The following is a 16,967-nucleotide window of genomic DNA, read 5'->3' on the forward strand; positions in this document are numbered from 1 at the left end:
CGTTCAATCCAGGTATCCCTGGGTCCGCAGGAACTCCGCGTTCAGGATGGACGTACCCGCGGCCCCCCGGACGGTGTTGTGTGAAAGTACCACGAATTTCATGTCCAGCACCGGACAGGGCCGGATCCGGCCCACCGTCACGGCCATGCCGTTTTCGGCGTCGCGGTCCATCCTCGGCTGCGGCCGGTCCGGTTCCTCGCGTACGATGACCGGGCGGGCGGGAGCGAAGGGAAGGCCGAGTTCCTGGGGCGGTCCCCGGTGGTTGCGCAACGCCTCGGCGAGACCGTTCGTATCGGTCTTGGTCTCCAGAGCGACGGAAACGCATTCCATGTGACCGTCCTGGACGTGTACCCGGTTGCACTGCGCGCTGACGACGATCCCGGCATGCTCGATCCGGTTATCCCTGAACCTGCCCAGCAGCTTCAGGGTTTCCCGCTCCATCTTGTCTTCTTCTTCCCCGATGTATGGAAGCACGTTATCGAGGATCTCGAGGGAGGGAACGCCCGGGTAGCCGGCTCCGGACAGGGCCTGCAGGGTGGTGACCGCGACCTGCCGTATGCCAAAACGTTCGACGATCGGCTTGAGCGCCATCGTAAGGCCGATGGTAGAGCAGTTCGGATTGGTCGCGATGAACCCGCGGTCATACCCCCTGCGTTTGCGCTGATAGTCGATGATCGCGCAATGGTCCCCGTTGACCTCGGGAACGAGCAGCGGTACGTCCTCGTCCATGCGGTGGTTCTTCGAATTACTGACGACGGCGTAGTCGGCCGCCGCGAAGGCCGCCTCGATCGGGCCGGCCACCGCGGAATCCAGGCCCGAGAACACCAGGTCGCAGTCCAGTCCCGGTTCGCACAGCGCAACGGGCAGCGCGCGCACGGCCTCCGGGACCGGCGTGTCCAGCCGCCAGGTCACGGCTTCCGCGTAGGGTTTGCCGGCCGACCTCTCCGAGGCCGCGACGGCGGTTATCCTGAACCACGGATGGTCTTCGAGCAACTGGACGAACCGCTGCCCGACCGCTCCGGTAGCGCCAAGGACCCCTACTTTGATTTCATTCGTCGACATTTCATGCTCCCGGATCAGGTATGGAGGTCATGGATGATCGCCGCCGGGCAGCGTCCTTGCCGCCTTGATCAGGTCTCCGAACAGGCCGCCCGCCGTGACCTCCGGCCCCGCGCCCGGCCCCCGCACGATCAGCGGGTTGTCCCGGTACCGCTTCGTGGTGCACACGACCATGTTGTCCGGACCGGCCAGGCTTCCCAGGGGACTGTCCCGGTCCACGTTTTCGAGGCCTACCCGGCACGTGCCGTCCTCCACCGTGGCGACGTACCGCAGCACCTGCCCGCGTTCTCCGCCGGATTCGACCCGCTGCGTGTAGGCCGCGTCTTCGCCGGTCAGCATGGCCATGAACGCGTCCACCGACGGCGCGTCCAGCAGCGCGTCGGACACCATGCCTTCGATCTCCAGGTCGTCGAGTTCAAGGCGGTATCCGATTTCACGGCCCAGGATCAAGGCCTTCCGGGCCACGTCCATTCCGTTCAGGTCGTCCCGTGGATCGGGTTCCGTGTACCCGAGTTCCTTTGCCTCCCGCACGATCTCGGAGAAGGTCCGGCCGTGGTCGAGCTGGGAACAGATGTATCCCAGCGTGCCGCTCAGGCATCCCGCGATCCGCGTTACCTCGTCCCCGGTATCTACCAGTTCCCTGACGGTGCTGACGATGGGCAGGCCGGCGCCGGCGGTCGTTTCGTACCAGTACCGCATCCGATCGGCACGGCCCAGCCGCCGGATCTCTTCATACGCGGCGCTCCGGTCGGTGATGGGCTTCTTGTTGGCCGTTATTACCGGGACGCCCCGGCGAAGGCAGGCCAGGTGCACTTCCGTCATTTCGGCCGACGTGGTGTCGACAACGCACAGGTTCCCGGGCGGATCGCCCGGACCGCCCGGACCGCCCGGACTGCCCAGCAGGCGATCGATCATGGCGGCCGCGCCCGGGTAGTCCTCGCGGCTGTCCCCGTCTTCGAGCAACCGGTCCAGGCCGCCGGGGCCGCTTAACGCCTTGTTGAGACCCCCTGGATTGAAAACCAGCCGGTTCCTGCCGCAGATGCCGATGTATTCAAAGGAAAGGCCGGTGGCTTCGGCCAGGGAGCCGGCGCGGTCCGCCACCTGCCGAATCAAGGCGCCGCCGATATTGCCCTTTCCGAACTGAAACAGTTTAATCGAGCTCAAAATCTCCGTTCCCTCCCAGTCCGAAGGACGCGTGCACCAGTTGAACGGTCTTTCGCAGGTCGTCCCGACCGATGATGAATGAAATGTTCAGCTCCGACGATCCCTGGGCGATGGCGATAATGTTTATTCCGTGTTCGCCGAGAATGCCGAACGTGCGGGCCGCGATGCCCGGGGTACCCTTCATGCCGCCGCCGACCACGGCCACCACGGCCAGGTCGGATTGAACCGAGATCTCCTCCAGGCTGCCTTCGGCGACCTCGTGGCGGAATTCCTCCTTCAGCGCCTGGACCGTTCCCGGGCCGTCTCCTTCGCCGACGGCCAGGCAGATGTCGTGTTCCGAAGAAGCCTGCGTAATCATGACGACCTGGGTCTTGCGGTCCGCCGTAGTCTTGAACAGCCGCGCGTGGGTATCCGGCGTTCGGCTCAGGCTGGTGCCCTCCACCATGATCAGGCAGAGCCGGTCGATACTCGTTACGGCCTTCACGCCCAGCGGTGCGGCACAGGTCCGCGACGTGATGAGCGTACCACTGCTTTCCGTCCGGAAGGTGTTCCGTATCCGGATGGGAATCTCCTGTTTCACCGCGGGCAGCATGGTCATGGGATGGAGCACCTTGGCACCGAAATAGGACATCTCCGAGGCCTCGAGATACGAAATCTCCTTGAGGACGCGGGCGTCCTCGACGATCCTCGGATCGGCCGTCATCGCGCCGTCCACGTCCGTCCAGATCCATACTTCCTCCGCGTGCAGCGCACTGGCGACCAGGGAGGCGGTATAATCCGAAGCGCCCCGGCCGAGGGTCGTGGTCACGCCTTCGTCGGTGGATCCGATAAACCCCGTAACGATCGGAATGCGGCCGCCCTTAACCATCGGCGCCAGGCCCGCCGAAAGCCGCCGTTCCGTCTCGGCGAAATTCACCTCCGCCTCGGTGTAGCGCTCGTTCGTCTTCACATACTCCCGCGCGTCGACGGGCAGGGACGACAGGCCGGCCGACCTGAGCGCGGCCGAGACGACGACGACGGAAAGGCGCTCGCCGAAGGAACTGACCAGGTCGGCCGACCGTGGGGAAAGCTCCCTGAGCAGCGTGATGCCGTGCAGGATGCCGGACAGTTCGTCGATGAGCCCGGCACAAACCTCGAGGGCCCGTTTCCGCTCTTCTCCTTCGGCCAGGGCGCTGATCGTCTCGTCGTGGCGTTTCCTCAGCGCCGAGAGGGAAGCCGTGGGTTCCGTACCCTCGCAGGCCTGCGCCGCCATGGCGCGAAGGGCGTCGGTCACCTTGCTCATGGCGGACAGGACCACCACCGTATTGTGTTCGCGGTACATTGCGACGATCTCGACGACTTGTCGAATGGCCTCCACGCCGCCCACGGAAGTGCCGCCGAATTTCATGACGATCATAGAGCTACCATCGCGATTCCCCGATCAGCTTAGTCCGCCTGGTCCGACCAGTCCGTCCGGTCCCCGGACCGGTTACCAGTCTTTCTCCGGATTGACCTGCGTGGCCTGTTGTCTGCGCAGCCGGCGCTGGATGTCCTGCTCGTCCCTGTTCAGGGCGTTCAGCAGGCGTTCCGCCTCCGCCCTGCTCAGTTCCCCCTCCCGGGGCGGCGGCTGCGCTTCCGGGCTTTCCTCTTCATCGGGTTCCGGTCCCCCGTTGTTCCGGTCGCCCGGGTCTTCCCGGTTGTCCTGGCCATCCTGGTTGGCCTGGTCCTCCCGCCGGTCCCGCCCGTTCCTGCTTTCCTGTTCCTCCTGCTGCTGAAGCTGCCGCATTACGTATTCCAGGTTGTATTTCATGTCGATATCGTCCGGCTCAATCCGCAGGCCCGCCTTGTAGGCCTCGATGGACTCCTCCAGCCGTCCCATGCGATAGAGGCTGTTTCCCATGTTGTACCGGGCCCGGCCACCAACCGGCGCCTCGCCGTCCAGCGCGTTCACGAAGGCCTGTACGGCCGAGGGATACTGCTCGGAGCGGTACAGCGCGTTGCCCCGGTTGTAATGCAGTGCCGGGTTCTCGCCGTCCTCCGCCAGCGCCTCGTCATAAGCCGCCAGCGCCTCATCGTATTTTTCCTGTTGATACAGTTCGTTTCCGCGGGCGTTCTTCGCGGCCGGCTGCCAGCCGAGAAACAACAGGATGACCAGGATTGCGCTCATGGTATCGGGTTCCATTCCCTACGATTCGTCGAGCAGGCCACGGTCCCGGATCACGGTGTCCGCAACCAGGAGCAGCAGGCCGAAGAACAATATATATTGGAAACGTTCGACGTACTGCGTAAATTCTCTGCTCTCGAACTCCGCCTTCTCCAGTGACGCGATGGTGTCGTATACCAGGTCCATCTCGTCTCCACCGGGCGTAGCTCTGTAGTAGGCCCCTCCGGTCGTTTCCGCGATTTGTTCCAGCGTAGACTCGTCCAGCCGGCTCATGACCACTGCGCCGGACCGGTCCCGCATGTGGCCGGCGACCCTGCCGTCCTCGTCCGTAACCGGTATGGGTACGCCCTGCGGCGTGCCGATACCCACCACGAAGACGCGAACCCCCTGGGCCGCCATCTCCGAGGCGACGGGAAGCGGGTCTTCCTGGTGGTCTTCTCCGTCGGTGATCAGCACGACGGCCTTGTTCCCCTTGTGATCCTGCCGAAACGACCGGCCCGCGATGCGCAACGCCTCCGCGATGGCCGTACCCTGGGTACCCACGGTCCGGGTATCGATGCCGTTCAGGAAAAGCTCCACGATGCTGTAGTCGGTGGTCAGCGGACACTGGAGAAAAGCGGACCCGGCGAATACCACCAGACCGATCCGGTCGTTCCGAAGCTTCCCTGCCAGGGATCGGACGGCGTATTTGCCGCGTACGAGGCGGTTCGGCCGGACATCCTCGGCCAGCATGCTGTTGGAAACGTCCAGCGCGACCATGACCGAGAACCCGGTCTGGCGCACGGTTTCGGACCGGGTCCCGAACTGCGGCCGGGCGAGGGCCAGAACGAAACAGACCAGGGCGAGGAGCACGAGGGCCGCCTTGACCGACTGCCTTCTCGCCACGGTTGAACGGGACAGCCTGCCGATCAGTTCCGGTTCTCCCAGCTGCCTGAGGGATTCGCGCCTGCGCCGGAACCGCGCGGCGTAGAACAGGACGAGCAGGGGTGCGGCCGCCAGGAGATAGAGGAATTCAGGTTGTGCAAACTGCATGTCGGCTCCTCGGCCGATACACGCCGCCACCGGGCCGTACGTGCTACGGCAGTCTTCTAAGCCGGGTGTGCGACAGCACGATATCGGCCAGTAAGAGAAAAATGGCCGGCAAAAGGAAATACCCGAACAGTTCGGTGTACCTCGAGTACGCGATGACCTCCATCTCCGTGCGTTCCAGTGCGTCTATCCGCTGGTAGATGTGGGACAGCATCTCGGCATCGGTCGCCTTGAAATAGAATCCTCCCGTGATCCGCGCGACCTCCCTGAGCGTCCCTTCATCGATTTCCGTGAGGGCGAGGCTGCCGTCCCGATTGCGCGCGTACGTGCGGCCCAGCACGGGGTCGTCGACCGGGATGGGCGCGCCGCCCTCTTTCCCGATCCCGATCGAGTAGATCTTGATCCCCAGCGCGTCGGCCGCCTTGGCCGCGGTGATGGGGTCGATCGCCCCCGTGTTGTTCACGCCGTCGGTAAGCAGAATGACCACTTTGCTTTCGGCGGCGCTCTGCCGAAGCCGGTTGACGGAATTGGCAATACCCATCCCGATGGCCGTACCGTCTTCAGTCAACCCGATCTCCACCTGGTCCAGCAGACCGAGCAGGACGTCGTAATCCAGCGTAAGCGGGCATTGCGTGAAGCTACGTCCCGCGAAGACCACCATGGCGATCCGGTCGTTTTTCCGTTCCCGGATAAAGTCGGAGATCACGGACTTGGCCACGAAAAGCCGGTTGCGGGGCTTGTAGTCTTCCGCCCCCATGCTCCCGGATATATCGAGCGCCAGTACGATGTCGATCCCCTCCGTCATCACTTCCGCGCCTTCAGTGCCGGTCTGCGGGCGGGCCAGGGCGAGGATGGCCAGGCCGATGGCCATGGCGCGAAGTGCGGTGGGAACGTGGCGGTACTTCAGGGCGGACGCGGGTTTCAGCCGGTTGACAAAGGAGATATCCGAGAAGCTCAGCCCGCCCCGGCGTGCCTTCGATTGCCGGCGGTACGTCCATAGGAGCACCGGCAGGATCACGAGCAACACCAGGATCATGGGCGTGGAAAAGAACATGGGGCATCAGTCCTGTGCAGTGACTTCCGGCACTTCGGGTGGACGTGTCCGCTCGACGATCTCCCGTCCTTCCCGCAGCGAAAGCAACTGCCGATGCGTTTCCGGCGTATACCTGGCGAATTTGACCATGTCGCATTCTTCGAAAAGATCCCGGACGACCCGGGATTCTTCGTGGCCGACCTGGCGCGCGTTCAATGCCGCCAGCAGTTCGGAGGTCGTGTATTCCATCGCGGCTATCCCGTAGCGCCCGGACAGGTACCGGCGCAGGATTTCCGACAGCGCGGAATAGTGTGCTCTCACGCGTCCCTGGGCCAGCCACTCCTTCAGGGCCAGCCGTTCCAGTTCTTCCAGGGCGATCTCTTCGGGCGGGCGTTCGATCGCCGGGACCGAACCTCGCGGGTCCTCCCGGTTCCTTCGGCGCCTGATGTACAAGAAGACGGCCGCCGTGACGGCGAGCAATACCAGTCCGGCGATCAGCCAGTAGTACCAGGGCGCCCCGCCGGGGATGTCCACCTGGGATTTCAGATCGCGTATATCCGCGGCATCATCGTCGATTACGCTGACGACGGTAACCGGAACGGCTTCCGATTCGGCGGATATTTCGGTGCCATCCGACAGGACGCACTTGAGCGAAAAGGGCGGGATGGAATGCTCGCCGGTACGGTACAGGGTGAGTTCGTACCGGAGCACATCGATGTTCGCGCCGCCGGGTCCGGAAAGGGGTCCTGCATGCTCGAAGGACAGGAGTTCGAAACCTTCCGGAGGCGTCCCGGATTCCGGCCATTCGATCGCGGAGTTGCCGGGACTCTTCACGGTGACCCGGTACAGGAAGGGATCGCCCACAGTAATCCGGCCGCTGTCCACCGAGGCCTCGATCGAAAACCCGGGATCTCCTTCCTGCGGTCCCGGGAAGGCTCCGGTGTCGACCGGGTCCGTCGCGACGGCCACCAGGACGGTGGCGAGTAAACAGGAACGCCTCACCGCATGCCGCCTCACGTCACGATTTCGGTGTCTGGGCGACCATTTCATTGATCCGGGCGATGAACCCGGCCCTGGCCAGAGACACGACGGGGCTGTTCCTTCGCTTGACGTAGACCAGGTTCTCGTCCCCGGGGAGGGATCTGCCTACCAGGAGCGACAAGCGCTCTTCCGGCACGTTGTCCCGGCCCCCGACCTGCAACGTAAGTTCCATGACCGGCCGGTCCAGTCCGAAGGTTGTCAGGTCCGCATCGGGGTCCGCCGTTACGAAGGCCTCCGAATACAATGAATCCAGCTCGCTGAAGGCCCGGCCGACCGAGATCGCGTCCGCGTCTCCCGTTGAAGGCTCTTCCAGTTTCCACACGACTCTCTGCTTCTGGTCGCGGCGCACCCGCAGCCGTTCGTCGGGTGTGACCACTTCGAACATGTGTACCTCGTAGCCCTTGAACCGCAGGATCTTGTTGTCGCGCAACTCGATCGCGGAGGCCGGCATACGCTGCAGGCTGGCAGCGTCCACCGCGTAGATCCATTCTTCCGCAGGATCCATGACGTAGGTGTACTGCCCGTCGCCGGAGTTCCTACCGATCATGATTTCCTGGGGGTTCACCCGGTCATCGATCGTAAGCGAAAGGCGGGCGGCCGGTTGCTCGAAACCGTACCCCGCGCTGTTGCCGTCCGTCGCCGGGATATGGTCCCGCACGCGCATGATCTCCAGGCTGTCCAGCATGGCCGTGATGAACTGGTCGTTCGCTCTCAGCTCGTAGGGCGTGGTCATCCGCCAGTCTTCGAAGGCATGCTTGACCAGGGTCACGTTCTCGTCTCCGATGTTCATCGAGAAAGTGGGGACCCTGTAGGACTGGAAATCGAAGGCCGTGAGGCGCCGGTAGAAGTCGGGCTCCCGGTCCAGTTGCCGCGGGATCGACGTCGAGACCGAGTATACGTTGCGCCTTTCACTGGTCATGGCGTAGACCTGGCCCATCTCCTCATTGCCCAGTGAAAGCGTATGGAGAACGCTGCCGTCGCCGGATTTCACGGTCGCCGTCATCACCGGATCCGCCAGGCCGTATCCTGCCAGGGAAGTCGGCGCGTCGTCGATGAAGGCAATGGCCGTGGCGGCGGTGATCGTACCCAACGCGTTGATCACTTCATCGCGCTCCGCCGGCAGCCGGTACGGCGCTTCCACGCGCCAGGTCCCGAAGGGGTCCAGCCTGAGGACGACGCGGCGGCCGCCCTTTTCGAGGACAATCTCCTCCACCTCGTCCTGTTCGACCCGCATCAGCCTGCGGTCCCGCAGCGCATCGGTCGTCTTGCGCAGGTTCCCGTTGATCTGCGCGGAAATGAGAAACACCCGCCGCGTGCCCTGTTCCACGGCGTAGTGGGCCGCGCCCGTCGGGTTCACGTCTCCCAGCAGTAATACCATGGGCCTGTCGAGACCCCGGATGACCTCGACGGTCGCCGACGGCTGCTCGAGGCCGTACTCCGAAAGGACCTCCGCCGAATCGGCGATGGTCCGGGCCGGCGACAGGGCGGAGAATTCCCGCAGCAGCGTAACCACGATGTCCGGGTCCGCCGCGTAACGGACCGGATCGGTAATCACCCAGCCTTCCAGCGGGACCTTCTCGATCGTGGTGACCTCGCCGTCCACGGCAACCTTGATCTCGACGACCTCTTCCGCGTTGAGCTCGAACACGCGCTCGGCTACCGCGACTTCTTCTTCCTCGAGCACGAAGAGGAAGAAAACGGCCGCCAGCAATCCCAGGATCACGGCCAGCACGATCGTGTACCGTCCACCGCTCACGGCGCTTCGCCTCCTATTTCCTTCTCCACCACACCACGACGCCCGCGATCAGGATGCCGATGGGCGACAGGATGCCGGTTACGATGAAGATATCCCGCATCTGGCTCAGCGAGATCTGAACCAGCCTGGTGTCGCTGGACTTGGGCCGGATCGCGAGCAGGTCCTCCTCCTGGGCGAGCCAGTTGAGGATGTTCAGGGCCAGGTCGCCGTTGCCCGGCAGCCTGATATAGGTATTGTTGGCAAAAGCAGAGTTGCCGACGACCACGATGCGGGTCTTCAGTTCGTGCTCCTCCGGCCGCATCGCCATCTCCTGGGGCGTCAGCGTCCGCATGTCACTGCGGGGCAGCGACCTGGGGACGGCCGTGATGGCCACGGCGATGGACACGGGACCGGGCTCGTCCACTTGCGGGTCCAGCGCGGGCGTGTATTCCACGGCTTCTTCCGGCGATCCCGGCAGCGTGGTCTCCGCCCAGCTGCGGGCACTGGTCATGGCGATGGTCTGGATCTCCACGGTGTCGTCGGAGGCCGACACCGGTTCGACGGACCGCACCAGTGGAAAGAAACTCACGGTGCTGCCGAGCGGGCGCGTGATGGGATGGGCCGGGTACTGCATGACGGCCGGCATGTACTCGTTCATGCCGGGCAAGCGCCCCACGGCACTCTCGTCGATCACCACGTTGTCGCCGATCCGCACCTTCCAGTGGGCGAGGAGCGCCGACAGGTCGGCGCTATCCTCCGGATAGTCGGGATTGATCAGGAACAGGGCGCGGCCGCCGCGGTCCAGGTAGTCGCGAATGGCTTCCTGCTCGTTGCCCACCAGGTTGGTCCGGGGACCCGCCACCACGAGGACGCTGCAGTCGGCCGGGACTTCCACTTCGCTGAGCAGCGAGAAACTCCGGACGACGTAGCTCTGGTTCTCGAGCAGCTGGAGCAACCTGTTGTAGCCGGCCTGGTCGGTCAGGTTGACGTTGTGCTCTCCGTGGCCTTCCAGGAAGTAGATGGTCTTCTGGCCTTCCCGCGTGACCTTGACCAGCGCGTTGGTCACGTTCGATTCGAGGTAGCGGTTGATGTGCTCGGTCTTGCCCTCGCTTTCGAACACGATCGTTCCGTAGGCGGAGATGTTGTACTGGCGGGCGATGCTGGGTTCGAGATCGGGGTCTATGAATTCGTAGGTGATGTGGTCCGAGTGGTACTGAAACTGGTTCAGCATATCGTCGATCTGGTGCTGTTGCATGGCTTCGGGCCCGCCGGATCTGAAGAATCCAACGATGTGGACGTCCTGGCCGAGGTCTTCCAGCACGCTGATGGACAGGTCCGCGAGGCTGAACCGTTTGTTGGCGGTCGTGTCGTACCGCTGGGAGTACCGCGCGCCGATCAGGTTCACGAAGGCCAGGATGCCGATCACCAGCAGGACCAGGACCGCGGTGTTGGCGCCGTACCGCGTGGTGCGCCGCCCCAGCAGGTTCCACACCGTCTCCCACTCCAGGACCAGCCAGGCCGATCCGATCGCCAGGCCGGCCAGCAGGACGATCAGGACCGTACGCGGCGTCGTCGCATCCGAGACGTAGAGGTACCCGCTGACCAGGATCAGGATGAGCCCCAGGTATCCGGCGGTTGAAACGAGACTCCTCATGTACGGTTTTCTCCCTATTCAGACTAAAAGCAGCTTGAGCGCGCAGGACCGGTCGTTCATTCGGAACCGGTCGTCTATTCGGAACCGGACATCCATTCCGGACCAGTCGTCCATTCGTGACCGGCGTCAGCCCCGCCAGCGTGTCGATTCAACCGACCGGACCGTGATGAACAGGCCCAGGAAGATGAAACTCAGGAAAAAGAGGCAGTCCGTCGAGTCGACGATCCCCTTCTCGAAGGTATTGTAGTGCCTCAGCACGGACAGGTACCCGACCACCTCGCCGAGCATACCGGTCATCGATTCCGCCGCTACATCCATCATCCAGAGTATGAGCGCGGCGCCGAAGCAGATCACGGCGGCCACGATCTGGTTCTCCGTCAGCGAGGAGGCGAAGAGCCCGATGGTGATCACGCCGCCCCCGAGGAGAACGAGACCGAGGTAGCCGGCCCATATGGGGCCCCAGTCGGGATCGCCGTACACCTGGAGCACCAGCGGGTAGATGATCGTCAGCCCGATCATGGCCGTGTACAGGGTGAAGGCCGCCAGGAACTTACCCAGGATCACGTGCCAGTCCCGGACCGGCGAGGTCAGCAGCAGCTCGATCGTGCCGGTCTTCTTTTCTTCGGAAAAGACCCGCATGGTGAGCATGGGCATGAGCGTCAGCACGGCCACGAAACTGATGGTATTGAACAACGGGCGCATAATCATCTCGTTGATGTTGATGCGCTCCATCATCGTCGGGTACTGCGCGACCTGCATGAAATACTGGGTGTAACTCTGTAAGCTATAGAAAAACATGAAACTTACGATAAAAATAAACACGGTCGAAAGTGCGTAGAAGATGGGTGAAATGAAATAGGCCTTCAATTCACGTCCCCAGATGGCCAGCAATCCCTGCATCGTCAGTCGCCCTCCTCTTCCTGGGTCGTCAGCTCGAGGAAGATCTCCTCCAGGCTCATGCCGGACGTGGTGAGTTCCACGAGGTCCCAGTTTTTTCCGACCACCGACGAGGCCACCTCGGAACGGAGATCCCGGCCCGGCAGGACGTCGATGTCGTACTGCCAGAGGCCGTCGCCGATGGAAGACCTGGTCTTCACGTCCACGACGCCGTCCATCTCCTTCAACAGGTCCATCACCTCGCTGACCGGCCCCCGGATCTGCGCCGAGATGGACTGCGACCCCCGCAGCCGCGCGTCCAGGTTGGCCGGCGTGTCCCCGGCCACGATCCGGCCCTGGTCGATGATGACCACGCGCTCGCAGGTCTTGCTCACCTCGGGCAGAATATGGCTGCTCAGAATAATGGTATGGTCCCCGGCCAGGCCCTTGATCACCTCCCGGACCTCGTTGATCTGCTTGGGGTCGAGGCCGTTGGTCGGCTCGTCCAGGATCAGGACGTCGGGATCGTGGATCAGCGCCTGGGCCAGGCCCACCCGCTGGCGAAACCCCTTGGAACAGTGGCCGACGATCCGGTGCTCGACCTCTTGCAGGGCGGCCAGCTCGATCACGCGGTTGACGGCCCTCCGGCGATCACGGGACGGGATGTCCTTGATCTTGGCGATGAACTCCAGGTAGGGACGGACCCGCATGTCCAGGTAGAGGGGTACGTTCTCCGGCAGGTATCCCACCCTGCGGCGCACGTCGAGGGACTGGCGGAACGTGTCGAACCCCGCCACCCGGGCGGTGCCGGCCGTCGCGGGCATGAAGCACGTCAGCACCCGCATGGTCGTGGTCTTGCCCGCGGCGTTCGGTCCGAGGAACCCGAGGATCTCGCCCTTTTCGACCTCGAAACTCACGTCCCGGACCGCGGTGAAATTACCGTACTTCTTGGTCAGGTCCTTTACTTCTATCACGTCAGGCTCCCTACGCCGTTGTCACAACCTTCGCGCAAAACGCGCAGCGATTTTCAAAGTATCCTAATTTATCGCACAAAGTGATGTAAAGCAAGCCTTTGTTGCCATCCGATCACCGCGCGAATTTGCGTTCGCGCAGCTTGAAGAACTGCATCAGCGGATCGATATAGGGCTCGTCCGTGCGGATGTGGATGGCATCCACGCCGGTCACCCTGAACTGCTGGTCGCGCGCTTCGCGGAGGGCTTCGTTGTATTCGGCATACTGCCTGCGCCAGACGGCGTCGCCGGTGTCGACGAGCACCTCTTCTCCCGTCTCCGCGTCCTGCAGCTCGATCAGGCCGATCCCGGGCAGGCTGAGTTCCCGCGGGTCCGTGATCGTGACGGCGACCACGTCGTGCCGTTTGCTGGCCACGCGCAGGGGCTTCATATAGTCTTCGGTCAGGAAATCGGAAAGGATGAAGACGATGCTCCGGCGCGTCAGCAGCCGGTTCAGATATTCAAGTGCCTGCGTGAGGTCGGTGCCGGTGTGGCCGGGCCGGGTGTAAAGCACTTCCCGTATCACCCGCAGGATATGGGTCCGGCCCTTCTTCGGCGGGATGAACTTCTCGATCTGGTCGGTGAACATGAGCAGGCCGACTCGGTCGTTGTTCTGGATCGCTGCGTAGGCCAGCAGCGCGCAGATCTCCGCGGTGATCTCGCTCTTCATCTGGTTCACCGTGCCGAAATGGCCCGATGCGCTGACGTCGGCCATGAGAATGACGGTCAGCTCCCGTTCCTCGATGAAGCGCTTGATATAGGGACGTCCCAGGCGGGCGGTTACGTTCCAGTCAATCGACCGGATCTCGTCGCCCGGCTCGTATTCGCGCACCTCGGCGAACTCCATGCCCCGACCCTTGAAGACGCTGTGGTACTCGCCGCTGAACACGTCGTTCACGAGATGCCTGGTCCGGATCTCGATCTGCCGGATCTTCTGGATGATCTGCCTGGGTATCAAGGGATCTCTACACAGTCGAAGACGCGCTGAAGAATCTGTTCCGAGGTCATGTCCTCGGCCTCGGCTTCGTAGGTGACGATGACGCGGTGGCGCATGACGTCCATCCCGATCGACTTCACGTCCTCGGGCGTCACGTAGCCCCTGCGGCTCAGGAAGGCGTGCGCGCGCGCGGCCGTCGCCAGGTAGATCGTCGCCCGGGGCGAAGCGCCGTACTCCACCAGGTCGCGGATTTCGGCAAGCTCGCCGTAGTCTTCCGGGTTTCGGGTCGCGAAGACGAGGTCGACGATGTACTGCTTGATCTTGTCGTCCATGTAGACCCGGTTGATGATCGATCTCGCCCGGACGATATCCTCCAGGGACACGACCTGGTTCACTTCCGCCGGCTCACCGGACGTCATGCGGTTCAGGATCTCCAGCTCCTCTTCCTTGCGGGGATAGGTCGTCGTCAGCTTGAGCATGAAGCGGTCGACCTGGGCCTCCGGAAGGGGGTAGGTACCTTCCTGCTCGATGGGGTTCTGCGTGGCGAGTACCAGGAAGGGATCCTCCAACGGGAAAGTCTCGTCTCCGATGGTGACCTGGTGCTCCTGCATGGCTTCCAGCAGGGCGCTCTGCACTTTCGCGGGCGCGCGGTTGATCTCGTCCGCCAGGATGAGATGGGCGAAAATCGGGCCCTTCTTGGCAATGAACTCCCCGCTGCCCGCCTGGTAGATCATGGTGCCCGTGAGATCGGCGGGGAGCAGGTCCGGCGTGAACTGGATGCGCTGGAATCGTGCCGAGACCGTCGACGCCAGGGTGCGCACGGCCAGGGTCTTGGCCAGGCCAGGCACGCCTTCGAGCAATATGTGCCCGTTGGTCAGCAGGCCGATCAGGAGGCGTTCGATCATGTACTCCTGGCCGACGATCACCTTGCCGATTTCCGAGATCAGCCGGTCGACAAAGACGCTCTGTTCGTAGATCCTGTCATGGACGACCTTGATGTCGTCCGGTGTATGCGCATTGTCTATGGTCATGTTCATCCTTCAGTTGGAGCCAGGCGGACCGGACGGTCCGGACGGACCGGAGGGACCGGACGGACCAGGCTAACCAGGCTGGCCGGTCGAGCCAGGCTGGCCGGACGGGCCAGGCTGACCGGAAGACGAATCGGCCTTCGAGGAGGCTTCGGCTTTCGACTTGTCACCGGAACCGGACGCGTCGGACGAACCGCCGCTGGACTTGGACCCGTCGGACCTGGATCCGTCGGATTTGGACCCGCCGGACCCGGACGACGAGGATTCCCGGTCGGCCTTCTCGGCCTGCTTGTAGTTCTCGCTCCGGTAGTCCGTCGTGTAGAATCCGTCGCCCTTGAACAGGAAACCCGCCCCGCCGCTGATGAGGCGCTTCACGGCGCCGCCGCATTCCGGACAGGTGGAAAGGGGATCCGCCGTGATCGACTGGAACTCGGAAAACTCGTGCCTGCATTCGTTGCAACGGTACTGGTAGGTAGGCATGCGTTCCTTCCTAACAAAACCGGCGCCGGCTAAGACAGCCGACGCCGGTCTTCACGTACATGAACTGCCCGGCAGGAGGGCCTGGAGGCCTACATCATGCCGCCCATGCCGCCCATGCCGCCCATGCCACCTCCGCCGTAACCGCCCGGCGCGGGAGGTGGCTCCTTCTCGGGAATGTCCGTCACCAGGGTCTCGGTGGTCAGCAGGAGGGACGCGATGCTGGAAGCGTTCTGCAGCGCGATACGCGTCACCTTCGCCGGGTCGATCACGCCGGCCGACATGAGATCCTCGTAGTCGCCCGTATTGGCGTTGTATCCCACGGCGCCTTCCTTCTGCTTCACGTGCTCGATGATGACCGAACCCTCCGCGCCGGCATTGGCCGCGATATGGCGCAGCGGCTCCTCGAGGGCGCGCCGCAAGATGCCGACGCCCGTGGCCTCGTCACCGTTGACCTGCAGCCCGTCGAGCGCACCGCTACCCCTGAGGTATACGACGCCGCCGCCGGGCACGATGCCCTCTTCCACGGCCGCGCGCGTCGCGTGGAGCGCGTCCTCCACGCGGGCCTTCTTCTCCTTCATTTCCGTCTCGGTCGCCGCACCCACGTTGATCACGGCCACGCCGCCGGCCAGCTTGGCCAGGCGTTCCTGCAGCTTCTCGCGGTCGTAGTCGGACGTCGTCTCATCGATCTGGCGCCGGATCTGGCCGATGCGGCCTTCGATCTCGGACTGGGCACCGGCGCCTTCGATGATCGTCGATTCGTCCTTGTCGATCACCACGCGCTTGGCCTGGCCCAGGTCTTCGAAGGTCACGTTCTCCAGCTTGATGCCGATGTCCTCGGTGATCACCCGTCCGCCGGTCAGGATCGCGATGTCCTCCAGCATGGCCTTGCGGCGGTCGCCGAACCCCGGCGCCTTGACGGCCGAGATGCGCATGGTGCCGCGCAGCTTGTTGACCACCAGCGTGGCCAGGGCCTCGCCTTCCACGTCCTCGGCGATGATCAGCATGGACTTGCCCTGCTGCACGACCTTCTCGAGGATGGGCAGGAGGTCCTTCATCGCGCTGATCTTCTTCTCGTGGATCAGGATGTAGGGATCTTCGAGGCTGCACTCCATGCGTTCGGAGTCCGTCACAAAGTACGGGGATATGTACCCCTTGTCGAACTGCATGCCCTCGACCACGTCGAGCATGGTATCCATGCTCTTGGCCTCTTCCACCGTGATGACCCCGTCCTTGCCCACCTTCTCCATGGCATTGGCGATCAGGTCGCCGATCTCGGGGTCGTTGTTGGCGGAAATCGTAGCGACCTGGGCGATCTCGGTCTTGCCGGCCGTCGGCTGGCTGATGCCCTCGATCTCGTCCACCACCGCGGAAACGGCCTTCTCGATACCGCGCTTCAGGGCCATGGGATTGTGACCGGCGGTCACGTTCTTCAGCCCCTCACGGTAGATGGCCTCGGCCAGCACCGTGGCTGTCGTGGTCCCGTCGCCGGCGATATCGCTGGTCTTCGAAGCCACTTCCTTGACCATCTGGGCCCCCATGTTCTCGTAGGGGTCCTGCAATTCGATTTCCTTGGCCACCGACACGCCGTCCTTCGTGACGGTCGGCGAACCGAACTTCTTGTCGAGCACCACGTTCCGGCCCTTGGGACCCAGGGTGACCTTCACCGCCTTGGCCAGGGTCTCCACACCGCTCAACACGGAGCGCCGGGCTTCATCCCTGAATTTCAACTGCTTCGCCACTGGTTCAACCCTCCTTGCATATGCACAGATTCAGCCGCA

At 63.5% G+C, this 16,967-nt stretch carries 14 protein-coding genes and 1 pseudogene; all 15 read right to left on the bottom strand.

Annotation, left to right across the window (positions count from 1 at the left end):
* Positions 1-3: 3 nt before the first annotated feature.
* On the bottom strand, positions 4-1,062 hold the full coding sequence (gene asd, locus F4Y38_10025) for an aspartate-semialdehyde dehydrogenase (GenBank protein ID MXY49610.1): 1,059 nt from the start codon (positions 1,060-1,062) through the stop codon (positions 4-6).
* Between the two features lie 27 nt (positions 1,063-1,089).
* Complete coding sequence (locus F4Y38_10030; protein ID MXY49611.1) at positions 1,090-2,223, bottom strand: hypothetical protein; 1,134 nt, start codon at positions 2,221-2,223, stop codon at positions 1,090-1,092.
* A complete protein-coding gene (locus F4Y38_10035) occupies positions 2,210-3,619 on the bottom strand; it encodes an aspartate kinase (GenBank protein MXY49612.1) in 1,410 nt (469 codons plus the stop codon). The genes F4Y38_10030 and F4Y38_10035 overlap by 14 nt, the downstream gene beginning before the upstream one ends.
* Positions 3,620-3,691: 72 nt before the next feature.
* Positions 3,692-4,384 carry a tetratricopeptide repeat protein gene (locus F4Y38_10040; protein ID MXY49613.1) on the bottom strand — a complete coding sequence of 231 codons (693 nt, stop codon included), beginning with the start codon at positions 4,382-4,384 and terminating at the stop codon, positions 3,692-3,694.
* A gap of 3 nt (positions 4,385-4,387) precedes the next feature.
* Positions 4,388-5,398, bottom strand: coding sequence for a VWA domain-containing protein (locus tag F4Y38_10045; protein MXY49614.1), 1,011 nt, complete (start codon positions 5,396-5,398; stop codon positions 4,388-4,390).
* Positions 5,399-5,441: 43 nt separating this feature from the next.
* Positions 5,442-6,449 (bottom strand): VWA domain-containing protein, encoded by a 1,008-nt coding sequence (locus F4Y38_10050; protein MXY49615.1) that lies wholly within the window; start codon positions 6,447-6,449, stop codon positions 5,442-5,444.
* A gap of 6 nt (positions 6,450-6,455) precedes the next feature.
* On the bottom strand, positions 6,456-7,478 hold the full coding sequence (locus F4Y38_10055; protein ID MXY49616.1) for a protein BatD: 1,023 nt from the start codon (positions 7,476-7,478) through the stop codon (positions 6,456-6,458).
* Positions 7,447-9,225: a DUF4340 domain-containing protein gene (locus F4Y38_10060; GenBank protein ID MXY49617.1), complete on the bottom strand. Its 1,779-nt coding sequence runs from the start codon at positions 9,223-9,225 to the stop codon at positions 7,447-7,449. Before F4Y38_10060 ends, F4Y38_10055 begins: the two co-directional genes overlap by 32 nt.
* Before the next feature lie 13 nt (positions 9,226-9,238).
* Positions 9,239-10,858, bottom strand: a complete 1,620-nt coding sequence (locus F4Y38_10065; protein MXY49618.1) for a hypothetical protein — start codon at positions 10,856-10,858, stop codon at positions 9,239-9,241.
* Positions 10,859-10,984: 126 nt separating this feature from the next.
* Complete coding sequence (locus tag F4Y38_10070) at positions 10,985-11,758, bottom strand: ABC transporter permease subunit (protein ID MXY49619.1); 774 nt, start codon at positions 11,756-11,758, stop codon at positions 10,985-10,987.
* 2 nt (positions 11,759-11,760) lie between these two features.
* Positions 11,761-12,708, bottom strand: coding sequence for an ATP-binding cassette domain-containing protein (locus tag F4Y38_10075; protein MXY49620.1), 948 nt, complete (start codon positions 12,706-12,708; stop codon positions 11,761-11,763).
* Between the two features lie 112 nt (positions 12,709-12,820).
* A complete protein-coding gene (locus tag F4Y38_10080; protein ID MXY49621.1) occupies positions 12,821-13,702 on the bottom strand; it encodes a DUF58 domain-containing protein in 882 nt (293 codons plus the stop codon).
* Positions 13,699-14,712 (bottom strand): MoxR family ATPase, encoded by a 1,014-nt coding sequence (locus F4Y38_10085; GenBank protein ID MXY49622.1) that lies wholly within the window; start codon positions 14,710-14,712, stop codon positions 13,699-13,701. Before F4Y38_10085 ends, F4Y38_10080 begins: the two co-directional genes overlap by 4 nt.
* A 9-nt stretch (positions 14,713-14,721) precedes the next feature.
* Positions 14,722-15,189, bottom strand: a pseudogene (locus tag F4Y38_10090) (hypothetical protein).
* 89 nt (positions 15,190-15,278) lie between these two features.
* On the bottom strand, positions 15,279-16,928 hold the full coding sequence (groL, locus tag F4Y38_10095; protein MXY49623.1) for a chaperonin GroEL: 1,650 nt from the start codon (positions 16,926-16,928) through the stop codon (positions 15,279-15,281).
* Between the last annotated feature and the right edge of the window lie 39 nt (positions 16,929-16,967).

The organism is Gemmatimonadota bacterium, from assembly GCA_009838645.1.
Taxonomy (GTDB): Bacteria; JAAXHH01; JAAXHH01; order JAAXHH01; family JAAXHH01; genus JAAXHH01.